Below are 20,154 nucleotides of genomic sequence, written 5' to 3'. Positions count from 1 at the left end.
CGGTGACCGCAATCGACCACTCCGCCAAGGGCGTCGGCCCATATCTGCAGTTCATCCGCACACCCGACGTGAAGACCGTGTGGAACCGCGTCCATCTCGACGTCCGCCCATACCCGGGTGACGACCTGAAGGCCGAGGCGGCCAGACTGCGGACTCTCGGCGCCACCGCCATCGACCTAGGCCGCAGGGGCTTGGCCTTGGCGCCAGCGCCGTGCGCGCCATGCTCGGGATGCCGGAAGGCGTTGTGGGTGGTCGCGTCACCAGTTCCGACCGATGTCGGAAGTGTCGATCTCGGGGTTCAGGTCGGCCGCGCTGGATTGCAGAGTCACCCCCGCGTGTCCTCCCGGACTCGTCCTGACCAGCTTCGCGTCGGCCACCATCTGCCGGTAGACAATGTCGGACAGGCGCCGCTTCAACGCCCGTAGGGCTTCCATCGGGGTCTTGCCCGCGGCCAGTCTGCGCCGGTAGTAGCGGCGCCCTTCGGTGTCACGGCGTAGCTGGACGATGGCCATCATGTGCAGCGCCCGGTTGATGCGCCGGTTCCCGGCTCTGGAGAGCCGGTGCCCGGCTCTGGAGAGCCCCTGCCCGAACCGCCGGGTGTCACCGGAGGCAATATCGAGCAGGCGGGGGCGGGCACCGTGGATGTAGACCAGGGTCTGCGAGTCGAGCCACGCGTACCGGTACGCCCGCGTGCGGAACTGGGTCGACCGCCCCGGTTCCACGCCCTCAAGGCACAGCCGCTGGTCATCGCCTATCCACCGCACCCACGCCACCGTGTCCCCGGCAGGGCTGACCGACAGCGACGGCGGCCCCCAGCTGAACCGCCCGACCTTCACCTCGCGCACCACCGCGCCCTGCCCGAGGTCCGGGCGCGCCTGCCCGAGGTCGAGCCGCGGTGCCCGAGCCGACGCCGGTCGGGCCGTCGACGCTGTTCTGACCGGACCGGCGTCGGCCAGGCGGGGGGCTCGGGGCAGCAGACGGTGAGGGCGCCGGGCACCGAGCGCACCTTGAGCTTCCGGACCGCCGTACGCGCCCAGCCCTGACCGCAGCCGCACCATCCGCTCAAGACAGGCCGGCGGCGGCACCGAGGCTCACCCGTCCACCGCACTCGGACCGGTGCGACAGGCTACTGGTCAGCTCAGAGTTTGTGGGCGGGTGAGGCCAAGGTCTTGACGATCTCTCCGCCCTAATGGGCGGAGTTTCCCTCCACGCTGCGTGCGGGTGGATTCCTGCTTCGCGGCGCGGTGCCGGTCTTACCTGCGCTCCACAGGCGTTTAGGCTCTCGGCGCGTCCCGCCGCGAGGATGTTGATGGCCGCGTTGACGTCCCGGTCGTGGGTGCTGCCGCACGGGCAGGTCCACGCTCGGACGTTGAGCGTCATCTTGTTGTTGATCCGGCCGCAGTCGGAGCACATCCGGGTGGATGGAAAGAACCGGTCCACCCGGGCGAAGGTCCGCCCGTACCGTACGGCCTTGTACTCCAACATTCCCGTGAACGATGCCCAGCCGGCATCGTGCACGGACTTCGCGAGTCTGGTTCGGCCGAGACCGGTCACGCACAGGTCCTCGACGAACACCGCTTGGTTGTCGCGGATGATCGCCGTGGACAGTTTGTGCTGCCAGTCCCGCCGGGTGTCGGCCACCCGGGCGTGTGCCCTCGCGACTGTCACGACGGCTTTCTTGCGGTTCTGACTGCCTCGCTGCTTGCGGGACAGGTCCTGCTGCAACCGCTTGAGCGTGCGGGCCGCGCGGCGCAGGAACTTCGGCGCGGCCACCTTCGTGCCGTCGGAAAGGACGGCGAAGTGGGTCAACCCGAGGTCGATGCCGACCTCGGAGTCCGCGGGCGGCAGTGGTTCGTCGGTGGCCTGCACGACGAACGAGGCGAAGTACCGGCCCGCGGCGTCCCGGATCACCGTGACCGAGGTGGGCTCGGCGACAGATCCCGCGACCAGCGCACCTCAACGTCGCCGACCGTCGGCAACCGCAGCCGACCATTGGCGCAGACCTTGAACCGGCTGTTCCTGGTGAACCGGATGGCCTGCCGGTTGTCCTTACGCGACCGGAACCGGGGTGGGGCCACCTTCCGACCTTCACGTTTGCCGGTGACCGAGGCGAAGAAGTTGCGGTACGCGGTGTTTAGGTCCGCGAGGGCCTGCTGCAGCACCACCGACGACACCTCGGCCAGCCACGCCCGTTCGGGTGTGGCTTTGGCCGCGGTGATGACCTGCCTGGACAGTTCCCCGTCGGTGACATACCGCCGCCCGGCGTCGCGGGCTTCCTGCCTCGCGCGCAGTCCGTCGTTGAACACCACCCGCGCGCACCCGAACGCCCGAGCCAGCGAATGCTGCTGAGCAGCCGTCGGGTAGACGTGATAGTTGTAACGGAGCCACACAAACACAACGTACCAATGGTTTACGACACAGATCGAAGGCATCCGCACCGCCAGACACTGGGGACTGCCCCGGGTTCGGTTGACTCGCGGGGTTGAGTGGTTCAGGCCGCGTGTACGGGCCTGTTGATTGGCTCAAACTCGATGGGCGTGAGTCGTCCGAGGCGTCGTTGCCGTCGGCGGCGGTTGTAGGTGCGTTCGATCCAGGTCACGATCGCCAGGCGTAGTTCTTGACGGGTGCGCCAGCGTTGCCGGTCGAGGACGTTGCGCTGCAGCAGGGCGAAGAAGGACTCCATCGCGGCGTTGTCTCCGCAGGCGCCGACCCGCCCCATCTAGCCGACCAATCCGTTGCGGTGCAACGCTTTCACGAACTTTCGGGACCGGAACTGGCTGCCCCGGTCGGAGTGCACCACCGTCTTGGCGGGATCGCGGAGCCGGACCGCGTTGCGCAGCGCGGTGACGGCCAGGGATGCTTTCATCCGGGTGTCGATGGAGTAGCCGACGATCCGGCCGGAGTACACGTCTTTGATCGCGCACAGGTACAGCTTGCCCTCGGCGGTGGAGTGTTCGGTGATGTCGGTCAGCCACACCCGGTTGGGTGCGTCGGCGGTGAACCGGCATTGCACCAGGTCGTCGTGCACGGGCGGTCCGGCCCGCCTGGTCAGGCCCCTGCGTTTGGCGAACACCGACCAGATCCGCTGTTGTGAGCACCGCCTGGCCACCCGGTTCGCGCTGGCGGTGATGCCGTGGGCGGGCAGTTCGTCGGCGATGAACCGATACCCGAACGCCGGATCATCGGCGTGGATGTCCAGGGCGGCGTTGATCAGATGCGCATCGTCCCAGACTCGCTGCGAGACCGGAGCCGTGCGCCACGCGTAGTAGGCCTGCTTGCTGAAGCCCAGCACCCGGCAGGTCACCGCGACGACGATCCCGTCCGCGGCCAGGTCTGCGACCAGCGGGTACATCATTTTGGGGAGATCTCCTTGGCGAAGTACGCCGCAGCTCGACGCAGGATCTCTTTCTCCTGCTCGAGGACCTTGTTCCGTCTGCGTAGCTCCCGCAGCTCCCGCAGCTCGGCGGACTCGCTGCTGATGGTCCCGGGACGGACGCCGTCCTCGACGTCGGCGAGCTTGAGCCAGCGGTGCAGACACGCCTCGGAGATCCCGAAATCCTTCGCGATCTGCGCGATCGGCGCCTCGCCCTTACGGGCGACCGCGACCACGTCGCGGCGGAACTCCAGGGGGAGCGCTTTCGGCATGGCAGACATCCTCCCAGCGAGGAGCACGTCCTCACAGGTCAGGAGTCAACCGAACCGGGTGCAGTCCCATACCTTGCACGTGGGGCGCGCTGCACCACCGACAACCCAGCCCACTGTCGCGATCGGATCGCATCCGGCTCCCAGCGCCGGATGCGCGGTCGAATAGCAGGTTGCGCAGACTCCGACTCCACCAGCTATGGCTGGAGCACTAGACTTGTGATGACAGCGGGTAGCGAGACAAGCACTTTTCGTGACCACCCCAGGTCCTTGAGGGCACACGTCCTCACAGCAGGCGCAGAGGGGAAGATCGACGTGGCCCATAACGTCCACGCGGGAGAAGTTAACGAACTGAAGTTCATCAACCCAAGGGGTCTCTACGATCCTCGGCCGAACGCCTACTCGCATCTTGCGGTATTCCCGGCCGGCTGGCGGATGATCCTTCCGGCAGGACAAGGCGGCGAGACCGAGGACGGCGTTCTGGTGGAGGACTTCGGGACGCAGCTCAGGCAAGCGCTGGCGAATACGGCAACTGTGCTTGCAGCCGCCGGCGCCACGATGTCGGACGTGGCGAAGTTCAACCTCCTCGTCGTTGACCACGACGAGGAGAAGTTTGGGGTGGTGAGACAGGAGTTCGATCGGGTATGGGGTGACCGGAAGCCGGCATGGACTCTGATCCCGGTGCCCGCCCTGGCGCTGGACGGGATGCTGATTGAGATCGACGTTATCGCTGTCGTGTCGCGGTGAGGCCGTGGACAGGCTGGCCATCGAGTGGCCCCCTGTTGATCCCGCCATCGCCGCTCCCTGCGCCGCGCCCAGGGTGAACAAGATCGACGCCATTTCGCCGGCAACCACCGCTACGCGTCGCAACTCAGCCCAGTCGGATTCAGGCTCCCAGAGACCATGGCGCCGATGATGGTTTACATGGTGCTGATGAACGGTGACCTGCAGTCCGCCGTCCAAGTGCCTCAGCACCAACAAGAGCATGCCCTCCGTCACGGGCCTGCCGGACGCAATCGGGTTGTTCGATGAGGGCGCACGGGCGACCATGGTCGGCATGGCTAGGGATCGGGTGTGAGATCGCCGCTTCAGGGCGGGCTACCGCCGACGAATGCGGTGGTCGGCGCCGTTGTGGAGATCGCCTGCGACGAGTCCGGATTCTCGGGCACCAATCTGCTGCATTCGACCACCCCGGTGATCACACACGCGAGTGTCGACCTGGGCGTGGGCGAGGCCATCGGGCTGATCACAGCGCTGCGGTCCGGGTTCCAGTTCTCACCGCACGAGCTCAAATCCGGGCAGTTCCTTCGCCGCTCGAGTGCGGGGGGAGCGCTGGAGTGGTTCCTGGCGGCGCTGAAGGGTCGCGCGCACGTCCACCTGATCAACAAGGAGTTTTTTCTCGTCACCCGGATCGTTGATCTTCTGCTGACCGAGCCGTCGTACGCGGCTTGTACCCGCCTGACCTACGACCAGCGTCCGACCGCTCTCGCCCTTTACCGAGCCAGACGCTCGGCCGGAAGCGACTGGGATGCCTTCCTAGCAGCCTTCGTCGACCTCGTCCGGATCAAACGGCGGCAGCCGGTTCGCCAGACCGTGGAGCGGTTCTTCCAGGCCCGCGATGCGCTGCTACGACACGAGCTCGGCGCACACGCAGATGCTGTCCTCAACAAACTCAGTCCGACCCGCGTGTGGGCTGTGTTGACCAGGCTCGACAACGACGACCGGTCGATTCCTCCACCGCTGGAACCGATGCTGCCAGCACTGGCGGAAACGGTCGTGTCATGGAGCGGCGGACAGCGGCAGGTGCTGGTGATCCACGACGAGCAGAGCGCCCTTACGGCCGACCGGTTGACCCGCCTCCAGCAGGTGCTGGCCAACCACGGCGGACCGTCGGCGGCAGACGCCGACAAGGCGGGAGCATTGCCGGACGGGGTATCACCCCTGGCTGGGCTGGTGATGGTCGACTCCCGCGACGATCCTCGCGTCCAGGTCGCGGACCTCCTCGCGGGGGTGGCCCGGCGGTTGCCGGAGATCATCAATGACGCGTCACTTCAGCGGCCACTCTCCCCAACCTCATTGTGCGATCCCGAAGGGTGATGCCTGGTCACGACGATGACCGCTCGAAACAGTCCGCCCTGACGCGGGTCCGTCAAGGCGCGCTGCACAAGCCGGGCATTGGCGCGCAGCCCCGCCGTACGGCGCGTTCAGCCATGAGTAACAGCTTGTCGCTCAGCGGATTCACAACAAGGGGACGCACAGTTGAGCTGGATCAAACTGGTTCTGGAGGTATCTCATGGGTCCTGTGCTCGGCATCGTGAGCCTGATTTTGCTGCTGATGCAGCTGCTGCTGGTTGCCCGCGTGGTGCTCGACTGGAGCGTGGCGCTCGCCGGTCCCTCGGCGCCCGGGTCGATCCGGTCGCGGCTGTCCGCCGGAGCGCGAGCGGTCACCGAGCCGATCCTCGCTCCAGTTCGGCGGTTCCTGCCCCCGTTGCGGTTGGGCACGGTCTCGATCGACTTGGCGTTCATCGTCGTGTTCATCGCGATCCTGGTGATCCGCCAACTAATCAGCTGACCCCCCCCCGCACGCCGAACGGGGCGTCCGAAGATCAAGCGGTCGACCGATGTCGTGAGCCGGCGTCCTTCGAACCCTGTGGCTCGGCCGTGCGCACACGTTCAGCCCCACGCCGTCGTACCGTGCTGTCACTCCCGGCGCGCCCATCGGCACGCCCGGACGTTGACCTGCTCAACGGGCTGTGACGCTGCGTGGGGCGCGGTCGGCGGCAGATGTGCGCAGTCGCTGGTCAGTTGACGGTCACGATGACCTTTCCGAGGGCGCGTCCCTCTCCGACGTGGGCCAACGCCTCGGGCACCTCGTCGAGGGTGAAGGCTCGGTCGATGTGGATGGCGAGGTTGCCCGTGGCGCAGAGGTCGGCCACCGGTTCGAAGTGGGTCGGGCCTTCCTTGACGGCGAGCACGCCCAGCCGGCGGTGTGTGAGTCGGCCGGCCGCCGCGCCGATCGTCAGTATGCGCAGCAGCGCCGAGACCGATCCGCCGACGCACCGGTAACGGCCGCCGGGGGCCAGTGCCCGGCGGTAGGCGAACACCGACCGGTGCGCGACCAGATCGAGGATGAGGTCGTACGGGCCGCTGCGGGTGAAGTCCTGGCTGCGGTAGTCGATCACCTTGTCCGCGCCGACCGACCGCATGAAGTCGAGCTTGCCGGCGTTGTCGACGCCGGTCACCTGGGCGCCGAGTCGCTTGGCGAGCTGAATCGCGAATGAGCCCGATCCTCCGCCGGCACCGTTGATCAGGACCCGTTTCCCGGCTGCGGCGCCTTTGGTCCCCTGCCACGCGATTACGCCCGCCTGCGGGATCGCCGAGGCCTCGGCGAAGGTAAGGGCGGCGGGCTTGCGGGCCAGAACCGACTCGGGAGTGATCGCGTACTCGGCGAAACCGCCCTTGAGCATGAGGTTGTCGCCGTACACCTCGTCACCGGGTCGCAACCGGGTGACGGCCGGGCCCACCGCCTCGACCCATCCGGCGATGTCCGAGCCGAGTGTCCGGCGCGCCGGTGAGCGCAGCCCACCGATGCGCGAATACAGTGGTGAGCCTTGCAGGGTCTCCCAATCGCTCAGGTTGACCGAGGTCGCCGCAATCTTGACGAGCACCTGCCGGGCAGTGGGAGACGGCTTGGGGACGTTCTCGATCCGCAACACATCCGGGGGCCCGTACCTGTCGTACACGATCGCTCTCATCCGCGTACCCCTAGCCCTTCCAGGAAATAGTCCAGCCGCAGTACGTCCAAGGCCAGCAGGCTACGGCTTCTTGGTAGCACACAGAGACGAGCGACTGACCGACAAGGAAGCTGCCGGCGACGGCGGGGTAGGTGTCCGGGGGCCCGGGGTGGTGGCGGGTCCAGGATGGGCGATGAGTTCCGGTGCCGAATCGTTTCTACTCCAGCGCCGAGCAGAGGGAGAACGTGATGAGCGAAGCTGAAGTCCTGATGGAAGGGCTTCGTTTTCGGCGAGTCACCGCGCTGGCACGACGGGCGAGTCTGGTTCTCCGACTGGGGCGCCAACCAGGTGATCTCGCTTGACATCGACGGCAGCCACGAAGTGGTGGCAACCGTCGCGTCGTTTCCGATGTGCATCGACTTCCTGCCGGACGGTCGGCTGCTCGTCGTGGACTCGGCCCAGCGTCGGTTGCTGCGCCGTGAGCCGGACGGGTCGCTGGTCGAGCATGCCGACTTGTCCGCGGTTTCGGACAAGCCGTGGAACGACATCGTGGTCGACGACCGGGGAAACGCCTATGTCAACAGCATCGGTTTCGACTTTCCCGGGGGGCGAGTTCGCACCGGGCCTGGTCGTGCTTGTCACCCCCGAGGGCGACGTCGAGCAGGTAGCCGACGACCTCGCGTTCCCCAACGGCACGGCGATCAGCCCGGACGGCGCGGCCCTGGTCGTTGCCGAGTCGTACGCGAGCCGACTCACCGCCTACGACATCGGCAGCGACGGGGTCCTCAGCAATCGACACGTGTGGGCAGAGACGCCCGATGACCACCCCGACGGGATCTGCATGGACGCCGAGGGCGCCGTCTGGTACGCCGACGTCGGCAACCAGCGCTGTGTTCGGGTACACGAGGGCGGCGAGGTGCTGGCCACCGTCGGCTTTGATCGCGGAGCCTTCGCCTGCGTGCTCAGCCGCGGGCGGGACCCGCGGTTGTTCGTCGTCGGCCAGGCGTGGGGTGGACCGGAGCCGTCGCAACCTAGCGGGAGGATGGTGGCGTTCCCGGCGCCCGCACCGGGAGCCGGGAGACCTTGACCCGGACGCTACGCACGCTCGGTCGGCGGCATGTGAGGACGTCCGTGAGCCCTGTTACCGGCACGAAGTAAGACGAGGGCAGTAGAGCTTGTCGCGCCCTCCCACGGTGGTCATGCTGTTGCGGTGTTTCGTCGCCTGCAAGCAGACGATCTGCTGATCACGTCGGGGCCGGAGGCAGAGGTGTTCCGGGTGCCTTTGCAACCGTTCTCGTTCGTGTCCGCGCTCCGGTGGTGCGGCCACCGGCAGGAGCTGATCATGACCGCTGCTACAGCCGGGCAACGTGTCCCCGACGTATGGGCCAATGACCGAGGTGATCTACGCCTGTTCCGGTGCGACCCGCGCGACGGCGTCTGGCAGCAGATCTACCGTGGCTACGCGCACGATCCGGTGTGCCTGCCCGCGGGCGGATACGTGGTGCATCGCGGCGCCGGCCTGACCCTGCTCCACGTCGTGGACCCTGCGGGCGAGGTCGGGCGCGTCGGCGTTGTCCGGGGTGTGCAGGAACATGGTCGGCGAGCGGCCCTCGCGCAGCCAGCCAGTCACCACGTCGAGCCACGGTTGCCAGCCCTCGACCGTCCGCGCGGGGTCGTCCCGGCCGAGGTACCGGACGATGGGCCGGTCGGTCAGCGCGCGGGTGCGCAGCGGTGTACGCGGCTTCCTGGTCTATGCCTCCCGTTCCGCGTCGCTGGTCGGCGGGGTGCGGAAGAACGCGGTGGTGTCGAAGGGGATCCACTTCGCGCCGACCGGGTCGAGCGCTTCCTCGAGCGTCCGGACTGCCCGGGGGTCGTCGAAGAACACGGGGTGGCGGACCTCCACGGCGTACCGGTGGTCGGTCGGCAGCCCGCGCAGGAATCGAGCCAGCGCGGGTACGTCGGCGGGGCGGAATGAGCCCGGAAGCTGGATCCAGAGGGCGTGGGCTCCTGGGCAGAGGGGTTCGATCGCGTCCAGGAAGACCCGGTGCTCCTCCTCGGCGCCGGTGAGTCGGCGTTCGTGGGTGACGACCTTCGGCGGCTTGAGCACGAACCGGAAGTCGGGGTCGGTCTGCCGCGCCCACGACGCCACCGTCTCCCATGCCCGGGTGGCGTAGAAGGTGGTGTTCCCCTTGACCGCGGTGCACGCGGCCGGCGTAGGCGTGTAGCCGCTCGTGGGCCGGCAGCGGGTGCGCCAGGAAGCGCCCCTGCCAGGACTTGTGTGTCCACATAGCGCAACCCACGTGCGGGCGCACCTGACCCTCCCCACCAATTCATCGTTCGATATGGATGTCTGACCTGGTGTAACGCATTTGTGGTCGGCAACGCTGGCGACTTTCGTCGCTTTAGAGAAAAGTAGAGCCGGGGGCGACGAAAGCTCTGGACACCTCGAGACCAACTTAGTAGTGTCCGTAACCATCAATATGTTTCATCGAGATTAACCGACGGCGCGGTGAGTCTCGATCGATGGCCCCAGGCGGCGCAACACGTCCGGCGGCCACCGACCCAACCAGGGATGGCACCCCGGGTCAGCGGTATGACCCGTGGCCCGCAGATGCGGTGGGTTTGACCGATGTCCGTCCCTACTCGATGACGCCTCCTCAGCTCCGAGGCGCAACCCTCACCCCATCAGCTCCACGCTGAACGCCGTCCGACGACGCGTGCGATCCGGCTCGCCCGCGGACCAGGACGGAGTCCATCCACACCGGACGGCCGTGGCATCCGCCCCGGCCGGGGATCCCGTGCGGCCAGGAGGGGGCCACGCGATTCGTCGCTCGGGCGACATATCTCGACAAGAGGTGATCTGGCACCGCGGGGGACGTCTGCCCTGCCGGCGCACGCCTCGAACCTGGGAGAGAGGCATTGATGAACGGATACCCACCTCCCGGCCGGCTCCCGGCCGGCCGGTTGCGGAAATCGATCGCGGCCGTCGCCACGGCCGCCCTGGTGTGGGTGACCGCCGGGCTGGTGGCGGTGCCGGCGAGCGCGCGCCCGGTCGACCCGCAACCGTCGACCACCGCCGTCGCGCCGTCGCCGCCGCGCCAGTTGCAGGCCCAGGTGCTCACCTGGACCGCCGGTGACAACTTCCTGGCGTACCGCTCCGCCCCGACCACAGCGGTCGCCGGGCCGACGACGCTCGTCTTCGAGAACAGCGCCGCGACCGGCAACACCACCGGCATGCAGCACACCCTGACGTTCGACACCGGCAACCCGGCGTACAACAGCGACGTCGACGTGAACATCCTGGCCGATCCGACGGACGCCAACGGCGGCCGGTGGACCGTCGACGTGGTCCTCTCCCCGGGCACCTACCGCTACTTCTGCGCGATCCCCGGCCACGGCGGAATGACCGGGCTCCTGGTCGTCACCGGTGGCAACTCGGACACCACCCCGCCGACCGTGGCGGCCGCGGTCACCGGTGAGCGCGACGGCAACGGCGCCTACCTGGGCGCGGCGACGGTGACGCTGTCGGCGACCGACAGCGGATCGGGAGTGAGCCGGGTCGAGTACTCCCTGGACGGCGGGACCTACGGCACCTACTCGGCGCCGGTCACCGTGAACCAGCCGGGCTCGCACACGCTGACCTACCGGGCCACCGACCAGGCGGGCAACACCTCGACGCCGCAGTCGGTGTCGTTCACGGTGGTGGAGCCGCCGGCCCCGGACACCACCCCGCCGACCGTGACCGCCGCGGTCACCGGCCAGCGCGACGGCGCCGGCGCGTACGTCGGCACCGCCACCGTCACCCTCACCGCTGTCGACACCGAGTCCGGTGTCGACCGGGTCGAGTACTCCCTGGACGGCGGGCCGTACGCCGGCTACTCGGCGCCGGTCACGGTGAGCCAGCCGGGTCAGCACACGGTGAGTTACCGGGCCACCGACAAGGCGGGGAACACCTCGGCCGCGCAGTCGGTGTCGTTCACCGTGGTCGAACCCCCGAAACCGGACACCACCCCACCCACCGCTTCGGCCGCGCTCACCGGTGAGCGCGACGACAACGGGGCGTACGTGGGCTCGGCGACGGTGACCCTGTCGGCCACCGACACCGAGTCGGGCGTCGACCGGGTCGAGTACTCCCTGGACGGCGGGCCGTACGCCGGCTACTCGGCGCCGGTCACGGTGAGCCAGCCGGGTCAGCACACGCTGAGTTACCGGGCCACCGACAAGGCGGGCAACACCTCGGCCGCGCAGTCGGTGTCGTTCACCGTGGTGCGGCCGCCCGCGCCGGACACCACCCCGCCCACCGCCTCGGCCGGCGTGACCGGCCAGCGGAACGACGCCGGCGCGTACGTGGGGTCGGCGACGGTGACCTTGTCGGCCACCGACACCGAGTCGGGCGTCGACCGGATCGAGTACGCCCTCGACGGCGGCGCGTACGCCGCCTACTCGGCGCCGGTGAGCGTGAATCAGCCGGGCCAGCACACGGTGAGCTACCGGGCGACGGACAAGGCAGGGAACACCTCGGCCGCGCAGTCGGTGTCGTTCACGGTGGTGGAGCCGCCGGCCCAGGACACTACGCCGCCCACCGCGACCGCCGCGGTGACCGGCGAGCGGAACACTGCCGGGGCGTACGTCGGGTCCGCCACGGTCACCATCTCGGCCACCGACGCGGGCAGCGGCGTGGACCGGATCGAGTACTCCCTCGACGGGCAGCCGTACGCCGGCTACCCGGCGCCGGTCACCGTCAACCAGGTCGGCCAGCACACGGTCAGTTACCGGGCCACCGACAAGGCCGGCAACACCTCGGCCGCGCAGTCGGTGTCGTTCACCGTGGTCGACCCGCCGGCCCCGGACACCACCCCGCCCACCGCCACCGCCACGCTCTCCGGCCAGCAGGACGACACCGGCGCCTACCTCGGCAGCGCCACCATCACCCTCACCGCCGCGGACGCGGGCTCGGGCGTCGACCGGATCGAGTACGCCCTCGACGGTGGCACGTACGCCCGGTACTCGGCGCCGGTCACCGTCGACCAGCCGGGCGCGCGCACGCTCAGCTATCGGGCCACCGACAAGGCCGGCAACACCTCGGGCGCCGCCTCGATCACCTTCACCGTGGTCGCCAGCGGTCCTGCCGCCTGCCCGGTGCCAGACACCCGTCCGACGGTCTGGCTCGGCACGGTGGACAGCGGCGTACCCAACCGGGTGGTCGCGGACGCCTGCACGATCAACAACGCCATCCAGGACGAGCGGGCCTGGCCGAACCACGGCCAGTTCGTCAAGCACGTCACAGATGTCGCCGAGCACCTGCACCACCTGGGCGTGATCGACCACAAGGAGCACGGCCGCCTGGCCAGCGCCGCCGCCCGCTCGGGCGTCGGCAAGTCGGACGACAAGAGCGGCTACCAGCCGCTGCTGGACACCTCGGCGGCGTCGTTCAACCGGTGGGAGCACGTCGGGGCGGGCGGCTTCACCCGCGACGCTGACGGGTCGATCACCAGTCGCCCGGTCGCCGGCCTCGGCATGCTCTGGCTGCCCACGGCGACGTACGGGGACTTCTCGCTGAAGCTGCAGTGGCGCGACGACGCGCCCGGCGACGGTCGCGCCAACAGCGGAGTCTTCGTCCGCTTCCCGGACGTGCACGGGCACCCGGCCGAGTCCCGGCCCGAGTGGGTGGCCATCAAGTACGGCCACGAACTGCAGATCTACGACCGGCCCGACGGCGACCAGTACAAGAGCGGGTCGGTGTACGGGTTCGACCGGGTCGACCTGGCCGGCGCGCGGGTCACCCCGAAGGGCACCTGGAACGACTACGAGATCCGGGTGGTGGGGCAGCACTACTCGGTCTACCGCAACGGCGAGCTGATCAACGAGTACGTCAACACCCCGGAAGCCGCGTTCAGCCCGCCCCGCGCGGATGACCCGGGCGGGGCCGGACGGCAGAGCGCCCGCGGCTACATCGGCCTGCAGAACCACGGCACCGCCGATGTCGTCAGCTTCCGCAACGTCCGGATCGCGCCACTGAGCCCGTGCTGCCCGGACGGGACGCCGTCCGCCTCCACCAGCTGCTGCTGACCGAGCGAAAGGACCACACCACCATGGCGAAGAACAGGATCGACCGCCGGGCGCTGCTCCGCGGCCTCGCCGGATCCACCGTCGCGGTCGGCGCGGCGAGCCTCGCCGGCGCGCTGCCGGCCGTCGCGGCGGGCGAATCGAGCGGCCGCCTGATCCCGCAGGGGCATCTGGGCATCCAGCTCTACAGCGTCCGCGACAAGATCACCCAGCTCGGCTTCGCGGCGGTCTTCGAGGAGCTGTCCCGCATCGGCTACCGGGAGGTGGAGTTCGCCGGCTACACCCAGGGCAACGTCGGCCCGATCACTCCGGAGCAGATCCGGCAGCTGCTCGACGACAACGGGCTGAAGGCGGCGGGCAGCCACCGTGGGCTGGGTGACTTCCGCACCAACCTGGAGTGGGAGCTGGACGCCGCCGAGACGCTCGGCATGTCGGCGATCGGCACCGCGTCCGCGCCGACCGGCAACCGCACCATCGCCGGCTACCAGGCGGCCGCGGCGGAGTTCAACGCGTGGGGCGCCGCCGCCGCGGCCCGCGGGATCAAGCTCTACCAGCACAACCACACCATCGAGTTCAGCTTCGCGACCGACCGGCCCGACGTGCGGCTCTACGACCTGTTCCTGGAGCTCACCGACCCGCGGTACGTGTTCCTGGAGATGGACATCCTGTGGGCGTACGGCGGGGCGCGGAAGTACCCGGGCTTCCGCCCGGTCGACTACGTCAACGCCCACCCGCACCGCTACCCGCTGTTCCACGTCAAGGACGGCGTCCCACTGCCCGACCCTCAGCAGGGCAACTCGTACCTGGACGTGGAGTTCGGCGCCGGGGTGATCCCGTTCGCGGAGTTCTTCACAGAGCTCGACGGGGGCGGACGGTTCACCTACCTGTGGGAGCAGGACACCGGGCCGAACGCGCAGCCCAATCCGCCCGGCTCGCTGGGCGCCGCCGAGCGCAGCTACCAGCGGATGGTCGACCTGCGGGGTGAGCGGTGACGGCCTGGCGGCTCACCGAGGACGCTCCGCCGCCCGAGGACGCTCCGCCGCCCGAGGGCGCAGCGGCGGCTGAGGAGGGCCACTCGGCCGACCCCCGCCGCCCGCGGTCGAGCACCCGCCGGCTGCTGGTGGTGGCGGCGACCGTGCTGCTGACCCTGGTCGGCGCGGGCGGCCTGGCGATCGCCGGCACCGGCGTGCTCTCGGCGGAACGGCCGGAGGGCTGCGTCAAGCCGGACCGCAGCATGCAGCTCTACGCGGTGGAGTTACCCAGGGACGGCACCCAGATCCGGCTCGGCTACGGCACCAGCCCGCAGACCGCCTCCTACCCGGGGCCGACCATGGAGATGATGGAGGGGGAGTGCCTCGCCATCACCCTGCACAACCTGGTACCCGCCGCGACGCTGGAGCAGCTGCGCACCGACCCGGCGCACCCGCTGGGTGTGTCGCTGCACGTGCACGGGGTCAAGTACACCCAGCTCTCCGACGGCACCGTGCAGAGCGGCTCGTTCGTCCCGCCCGGCGAGTCACGCACGTACACCTGGTTCGCTCAGCAGCGGAACAGGAAGACCGGCTCGCCGGGCACGGCCGGCTACTGGTGGTACCACGATCACGTGGTGGGCGGCCCGCACGGCACCCAGGGCCTCGGCGCGGGACTCTTCGGCGGGCTGGTGGTACGCCGACCCGGCGACCCGAAGCCCGACCGCACCTACACCGTGGTCTTCGGTGACCGGCAGAGCATCAACCTGCGCCGCGGCGCGGCCACCGACACCTGCGACGCACAGAACCCGCAGCCCGGCCCGACCTGCCTGGTCGCCCGCAAGGGGGAGAAGGTGGAGTTCATCGTCGTCGGGATCGGCAACGACATGCACACCTTCCACCTGCACGGGCATTCCTGGGCGGACACCCGGACCGGCCTGGTGAGCAACGGGGAACCGTTCGCCGACAGCGTCCCGGTCATCGACAACAAGCCGCTCGGGCCGGGCGACTCGTTCGGGTTCCAGGTGGCGGCGGGCGACTCCGTCGGGCCGGGGCACTGGATGCTGCACTGCCACATGCAGTTCCACTCCGACGGCGGCATGTCGACGATGCTGCACGTCCTGGACGAGTCCGGGGCGATGCCCCCGGGCCACGACCACTCCCACCCGGCGACCGCCGCCGGCACCGGTGCCGCCACCGACACCGGCGAACACCAGCACAACTGAGCACCGGCGCCACCGCGCCGGTGACCGGGCCGGTGGCTGCTGGTCTGTCGGCGGACCAGCAGCCACCGGCGGGACCCCGCGCCCACGGCGGGCTCCCCAGCCATCCACCAGTCCGCCGCAACGTCCCCGCACCCACCCCCAACCCGTCCGGGCGTCGCCGGTGGTCCCACGCACCGGTGTCCGGTCGATCCCGGCACGACCGCTCGGCAGCGCATGTCCGCCACATCCCAACCTGAAGAGGAGTCGAGATGGCTCAAGGACGCCATTTCCGGTTATCCCGCTGGGTCGGACGACGGCTACGGTCCGACTCGACGACCACCCCACCACCGCCTGCCCGACGGCGGGCCATGCGCCGCGCCGGTGCCCTCGCGTCGAGCGCCGCGCTGGCCCTCGGCGTGCTGGGTCTGCCCGCCCAGGCCGCGAGCCCGACCCCGGTCAAGGCCGCGGCCGCCGAGGCCGCCGCGGCGGTCAAGGTGCTGGTGTTCCACGGTCCGGTGGCCCAGCAGGACGACCCGGTCAACCGGGCCGTCACCGCAATCCGGAGCCTCGGCGCGGACCACGGATTCTCCGTCGACGACTCCAGTGACCCCGGTATCTTCACCTTCGGCAACCTGTCCCGGTACCGGGGCGTGGTGTTCCTCTCCGCCAACGGGGTGACGCTCAACGACGCCCAGGAGGCCGCGTTCCAGGCGTACGTCAAGGGTGGCGGCGGGTTCGTCGGTGTGCACGACGCCGCCCGCGCGCAGCCCAGCTCGGCCTGGTTCACCGGCCTGATCGGCACGCGGCCGGCCGCCAGCCTGCCGAACGCCGAGAAGCCCGTCTCCGCCACCGCGAGCGCCGAGAACGCGCCGAACGAGACCGCCGCGAAGGCGATCGACGGGTCGACCGGCACCAAGTGGCTCACCTTCAACCCGACCGGCTGGCTCGCGGCAAAGCTGGCGAAGCCGGTCGTGGTGAGCCGCTACGCGCTGACCTCGGCCAACGACTTCCCCGGCCGGGACCCGAAGAACTGGACCCTGCAGGGCTCCCAGGACGGCACCACCTGGACGGACCTGGACACGCGCAGCGGGGAGTCCTTCCCCCAGCGGTTCCAGACCAAGCAATACAGCTTCACCAACACCACGGCGTACCAGCACTACCGGCTGAACATCACGGCCAACGGCGGCGAGCCGTTGATCCAGCTCGCCGAGCTGTGGCTGATCGGCCCGGACGCCGGACCGGCCCCGGACACCACGGTGCAGCAGGCCGTGGTGGACTTCACCGACCGTCAGCACCCGGCGAACAAGGGGCAGCCGCTGACCTTGACCCGCTCCGACCAGTGGATCAACTGGGACCCGAGCCCGACCGGCCGGGTGCACACCCTAGCCCAGGTCGAGGAGGGGACCTACAACCCGGGGCTGAGCGGCAACGGCGCGTTCCACCCGATCTCCTGGTGTCAGGACTACGACGGCGGCCGGTCCTTCTACACCGGGATGGGTCGCACCGAGGCCAGCTGGACGAGCGACACGAAGTTCCAGAGCCACCTGGTCGGCGCCATCCAGTGGACCACCGGCATGGTGCGCGGTGACTGCCAGGCGACCATCGCGTCGAACTACCGCATCGAGCGGCTCACCACCACCAACCAGCCCGGGCAGCTCGACCAGATCGGCGAGCCGCACGGCCTGACCGTCGCGCCGGACGGCAAGGTGTTCTACATCGGCAAGGCGGCCTGCGCGTCCGGGCCGGTCGTCAACTGGGACGACCCGAAGGTCGGCCTCGGCTGCGGCACGATCCACCAGTGGGACCCGAAGACCAAGCAGGTCAAACTGCTGACCACCCTCGCCGTGATGGGCAACCGGGGCAGCGGCAGCGAGCTGGTCAAGAACGAGGAGGGCCTGGTCGGCATCACCCTGGACCCGAAGTTCGCCGAGAACGGCTGGGTGTACGCCTACTGGATGCCGCACGAGTCGATCGACCGGGACCGGCGGATCGGCCAGCGGACCGTCTCCCGGTTCACCTACGACGCGGCGAAGCAGTCCCTCGACCAGGGCACCCGCAAGGACCTGCTGCACTGGGACACGCAGATTCACAGCTGTTGCCACGCGGGCGGCGGGATGACCTTCGACGAGTCCGGCAACCTCTACATCGGTAGCGGGGACAGCAACTCCTCCGGCGGCTCCAACGGCTACGCCGGCAACAACTGGACGCAGGAGTACAAGGGCGTGTCGTTCCAGGACGCCCGGCGTACCTCCGGCAACACCAACGACCTGAACGGCAAGATCCTCCGCATCCACCCGGAGCCCGACGGTACGTACACCGTGCCGGCCGGCAACCTGTTCACCGGCAAGGAGCAGGGCGGCGGCAAGACCCGCCCGGAGATCTACGTGATGGGCGTCCGCAACATCGCGCGGATCGCCTGGGACCCGGTCAACGACTGGCTCACCGCGGCGTGGGTCGGCCCGGACGCCGGTGGCCCGGACCCGAACCTCGGCCCGGCCAAGTACGAGACGGCGACCATCATCACCTCCGCTGGCAACCAGGGCTGGCCGTACTGCATGGGCAACCGGCAGCCCTATCGGGACCGCAGCAACGTCGACGCCACAGTGCTGACCGGCTGGTACGACTGCGACAACCTGAAGAACGAGTCCCCTCGCAACACCGGTCTGGTCAACATCCCGCCTGCGCGGGACAACATGATCTGGTACTCGCCGCAGGGCGGTGGGCCGGTCTACCCGAAGCGCACCGACGGGAGCGGACTGCCGACGTACCAGGCGGGTCAGGAGACCTTCACCCAGCCGTACCTCAAGGGCGGCGGGCAGGCCATCATGGATGGCCCGACCTACCAGCGGGAGAACGTCGACACCGCCAGCGGCGTGGCGTGGCCGGCATACTGGGACAACAAGTGGTTCATCGGTGACCAGTCCAACGCCAACAACCGGATCGCGGTCACCGTCGACCCGAGCAAGGTCGACAGCCACGGGCCGCCGGCCTTCGCCGAGGACCTGCGCAGCATCATCCGTTCGGGCAGCGGCACCACCCAGCTCCAGTCCTGGATGGACGCCAAGTTCGGACCCGACGGTGCGCTGTACATGCTCGACTACGCCGGCGGGTTCTTCAGCCTGCACCCCAACCAGAAGCTGATCCGGATCGCCTACCAGGGCGGCCCGGCGACGCCGAACCCGAACGACGCCACGGCGCGGGCGGTGGCGCAGAGCAACCCGAAGACGATCGCCTTCTCCAATGCCCGGACCGGTGGCCTGAAGTGGGAGTGGAACTTCGGTGACGGCAGCGCGCCGTCACACGAGGCGAAGCCCACCCACAGGTACGCGGACTACGGCACCTACCAGGCGACGGTGAAGGTCACCTACGCCAACGGCGAGGTCGCCACCGGCACGGTCCAGGTCGTCGTCGGGTGCGCCGCGCCTGACGGCCGGCAGACGGTGCGGATGCTCGACACCGACACCGGCGTGGCCAACCACCAGGCCGGCGGCGGCTGCACCATCAACGACCTGATCGACGACGAGCGGATGTGGTCCAACCACGGCCAGTTCGTCAGCCACGTCAGCGACGTGGTCAACGACCTGCGGGCGGACGGCGTCGTCGACAACCGTGAGGCGACGACGCTGAACCGGGCGGCGGCGCAGTCGGAGATCGGCAAGGTCGCCGGCTACCAGCCCATCTTCGACGGAACGGCGGGTTCCCTCGCCGACTGGCGACAAGCACCGGGCGGATCGTTCGCGCTCCGGCCGGACGGGTCGATCCGCAGCTCCGGCGGGCTGGGCATGCTCTGGTACGCCAAGGACGAGTTCGCCGACTTCTCCCTGCGGATGCAGTTCCGGGACGTCTCCGCCGGCAGCGTCTACGCCAACAGCGGCGCCTTCGTCCGGTTCCCGGACCCGAGGACGCCGCTGGCCGAGCGGCCGGAGGGCAGCTGCGGCACGTTCGGCTCGGCCCGGAGCTCGGAGGCGTGGGTCGCCATCTACTGCGGTCACGAGATCCAGATCTACGACGGACCCACCGGTGAACCGCAGAAGACCGGTTCGATCTACAACTTCGACCCGAACGGGCTGGACCAGGCGGGGGCGACCCCGAAGGGCCAGTGGAACGACTACGAGATCCGGGTGGTCGGCCAGCACTACACGATCATCCGGAACGGTGTGGTGATCAACGAGTTTGACAACACCCCGGGCAAGGCGTCGTCCCGCCAGGGCGACCCGCCCACGGACCTGCGGCAGTTCCTCAGCGGGTTCATCGGGTTGCAGAACCACGGCACCAACGACCTGATCGAGATCCGCGACGTCAGGGTTCGCGAGCTGTAAGCGGAGGGCGTGCCGGGTACGGGGGACCTACCCTCCGTACCCGGCACTGCCGTTGGTGCTCAGGTCTTGCGCGCCGTACGCCGGCTGCCGAACGACTCCATGGTGGTCGCCTTCTTGGCCGGGGCCCTCATGTACAAGCCTCCGAAGCTTCGCGGTGACCAACCCGAGCCCGCAGGTGCGCAGGGTGCTTGACGTCATGGGCGTCCTCGGGTTCCTCACC

At 69.2% G+C, this 20,154-nt stretch carries 12 protein-coding genes and 4 pseudogenes; 10 read left to right on the top strand and 6 right to left on the bottom strand.

Going from position 1 to position 20,154, the window contains the following annotated elements; translation table 11 throughout:
• Positions 1-8 precede the first annotated feature (8 nt).
• Positions 9-182, top strand: a pseudogene (locus tag ACFY29_RS25190) (VOC family protein); the annotation flags it as partial.
• A gap of 75 nt (positions 183-257) precedes the next feature.
• Here the strand turns inward: ACFY29_RS25190 and ACFY29_RS25185 are convergent.
• From ACFY29_RS25185 to ACFY29_RS25170, 4 genes and pseudogenes are all read right to left on the bottom strand, one after another.
• Positions 258-845 (bottom strand): transposase, encoded by a 588-nt coding sequence (locus tag ACFY29_RS25185; protein WP_386990103.1) that lies wholly within the window; start codon positions 843-845, stop codon positions 258-260.
• Positions 846-1,062: 217 nt separating this feature from the next.
• Positions 1,063-1,911, bottom strand: a complete 849-nt coding sequence (locus ACFY29_RS25180; RefSeq protein WP_386990101.1) for an RNA-guided endonuclease InsQ/TnpB family protein — start codon at positions 1,909-1,911, stop codon at positions 1,063-1,065.
• Positions 1,908-2,390, bottom strand: coding sequence for an RNA-guided endonuclease InsQ/TnpB family protein (locus ACFY29_RS25175; RefSeq protein WP_386990099.1), 483 nt, complete (start codon positions 2,388-2,390; stop codon positions 1,908-1,910). Before ACFY29_RS25175 ends, ACFY29_RS25180 begins: the two co-directional genes overlap by 4 nt.
• Before the next feature lie 101 nt (positions 2,391-2,491).
• Positions 2,492-3,645: pseudogene (locus ACFY29_RS25170) on the bottom strand (IS3 family transposase).
• A gap of 219 nt (positions 3,646-3,864) precedes the next feature.
• Here ACFY29_RS25170 and ACFY29_RS25165 point away from each other — a divergent pair.
• The 3 genes from ACFY29_RS25165 (at position 3,865) to ACFY29_RS25155 (ending at position 6,214) form a co-directional block, all read left to right on the top strand.
• On the top strand, positions 3,865-4,389 hold the full coding sequence (locus ACFY29_RS25165) for a RidA family protein (protein ID WP_386990098.1): 525 nt from the start codon (positions 3,865-3,867) through the stop codon (positions 4,387-4,389).
• Positions 4,390-4,716: 327 nt separating this feature from the next.
• Entirely contained in the window at positions 4,717-5,739 is a 1,023-nt protein-coding gene (locus ACFY29_RS25160; RefSeq protein WP_386990096.1) for a hypothetical protein, read from the top strand.
• A 196-nt stretch (positions 5,740-5,935) separates the two neighbouring features.
• Positions 5,936-6,214: a YggT family protein gene (locus ACFY29_RS25155; protein ID WP_328415335.1), complete on the top strand. Its 279-nt coding sequence runs from the start codon at positions 5,936-5,938 to the stop codon at positions 6,212-6,214.
• 229 nt (positions 6,215-6,443) lie between these two features.
• On the opposite strand, the gene ACFY29_RS25150 is transcribed toward ACFY29_RS25155, so the two are convergent.
• Complete coding sequence (locus ACFY29_RS25150; RefSeq protein WP_328415334.1) at positions 6,444-7,397, bottom strand: NAD(P)-dependent alcohol dehydrogenase; 954 nt, start codon at positions 7,395-7,397, stop codon at positions 6,444-6,446.
• A gap of 324 nt (positions 7,398-7,721) precedes the next feature.
• On the opposite strand from ACFY29_RS25150, the pseudogene ACFY29_RS25145 reads away from it, so the two are divergent.
• Together ACFY29_RS25145 and ACFY29_RS25140 are read left to right on the top strand one after the other, a co-directional pair.
• Positions 7,722-7,925: pseudogene (locus tag ACFY29_RS25145) on the top strand (hypothetical protein); the annotation flags it as partial.
• Between the two features lie 25 nt (positions 7,926-7,950).
• Positions 7,951-8,463 carry an SMP-30/gluconolactonase/LRE family protein gene (locus ACFY29_RS25140; RefSeq protein WP_386990094.1) on the top strand — a complete coding sequence of 171 codons (513 nt, stop codon included), beginning with the start codon at positions 7,951-7,953 and terminating at the stop codon, positions 8,461-8,463.
• 315 nt (positions 8,464-8,778) lie between these two features.
• On the opposite strand, the pseudogene ACFY29_RS25135 reads toward ACFY29_RS25140, so the two are convergent.
• A pseudogene (locus ACFY29_RS25135) lies at positions 8,779-9,664 on the bottom strand (DUF72 domain-containing protein).
• 634 nt (positions 9,665-10,298) lie between these two features.
• Between ACFY29_RS25135 and ACFY29_RS25130 the strand changes: the two are divergent.
• The 4 genes from ACFY29_RS25130 (at position 10,299) to ACFY29_RS25115 (ending at position 19,934) form a co-directional block, all read left to right on the top strand.
• Positions 10,299-13,445, top strand: coding sequence for an OmpL47-type beta-barrel domain-containing protein (locus ACFY29_RS25130; RefSeq protein ID WP_386990092.1), 3,147 nt, complete (start codon positions 10,299-10,301; stop codon positions 13,443-13,445).
• A 23-nt stretch (positions 13,446-13,468) separates the two neighbouring features.
• The gene (locus ACFY29_RS25125) at positions 13,469-14,434 is read left to right on the top strand and encodes a sugar phosphate isomerase/epimerase (protein ID WP_328415340.1); all 966 of its coding nucleotides are present in this window, start codon (positions 13,469-13,471) and stop codon (positions 14,432-14,434) included.
• Positions 14,431-15,636 (top strand): multicopper oxidase domain-containing protein, encoded by a 1,206-nt coding sequence (locus ACFY29_RS25120; RefSeq protein ID WP_386990091.1) that lies wholly within the window; start codon positions 14,431-14,433, stop codon positions 15,634-15,636. The genes ACFY29_RS25125 and ACFY29_RS25120 overlap by 4 nt, the downstream gene beginning before the upstream one ends.
• A 248-nt stretch (positions 15,637-15,884) precedes the next feature.
• Positions 15,885-19,934 (top strand): ThuA domain-containing protein, encoded by a 4,050-nt coding sequence (locus ACFY29_RS25115; RefSeq protein WP_386990089.1) that lies wholly within the window; start codon positions 15,885-15,887, stop codon positions 19,932-19,934.
• The last annotated feature ends 220 nt before the right edge of the window (positions 19,935-20,154 follow it).

Source organism: Micromonospora sp. NPDC000668, assembly GCF_042897975.1.
Classification (GTDB): domain Bacteria; phylum Actinomycetota; class Actinomycetes; order Mycobacteriales; family Micromonosporaceae; genus Micromonospora.
This window is presented reverse-complemented; position numbering and strand designations above follow the sequence as displayed.

Bases quoted from the DNA above. Each gene is read 5' to 3' on its own strand.
- ACFY29_RS25165 (WP_386990098.1), top strand. From the start codon at position 3,865: ATGACAGCGGGTAGCGAGACAAGCACTTTTCGTGACCACCCCAGGTCC.
- ACFY29_RS25155 (WP_328415335.1), top strand. From the start codon at position 5,936: ATGGGTCCTGTGCTCGGCATCGTGAGCCTGATTTTGCTGCTGATGCAG.
- ACFY29_RS25150 (WP_328415334.1), bottom strand. From the start codon at position 7,397: ATGAGAGCGATCGTGTACGACAGGTACGGGCCCCCGGATGTGTTGCGG.
- ACFY29_RS25140 (WP_386990094.1), top strand. From the start codon at position 7,951: ATGTCAACAGCATCGGTTTCGACTTTCCCGGGGGGCGAGTTCGCACCG.
- ACFY29_RS25130 (WP_386990092.1), top strand. From the start codon at position 10,299: ATGAACGGATACCCACCTCCCGGCCGGCTCCCGGCCGGCCGGTTGCGG.
- ACFY29_RS25125 (WP_328415340.1), top strand. From the start codon at position 13,469: ATGGCGAAGAACAGGATCGACCGCCGGGCGCTGCTCCGCGGCCTCGCC.
- ACFY29_RS25115 (WP_386990089.1), top strand. From the start codon at position 15,885: ATGGCTCAAGGACGCCATTTCCGGTTATCCCGCTGGGTCGGACGACGG.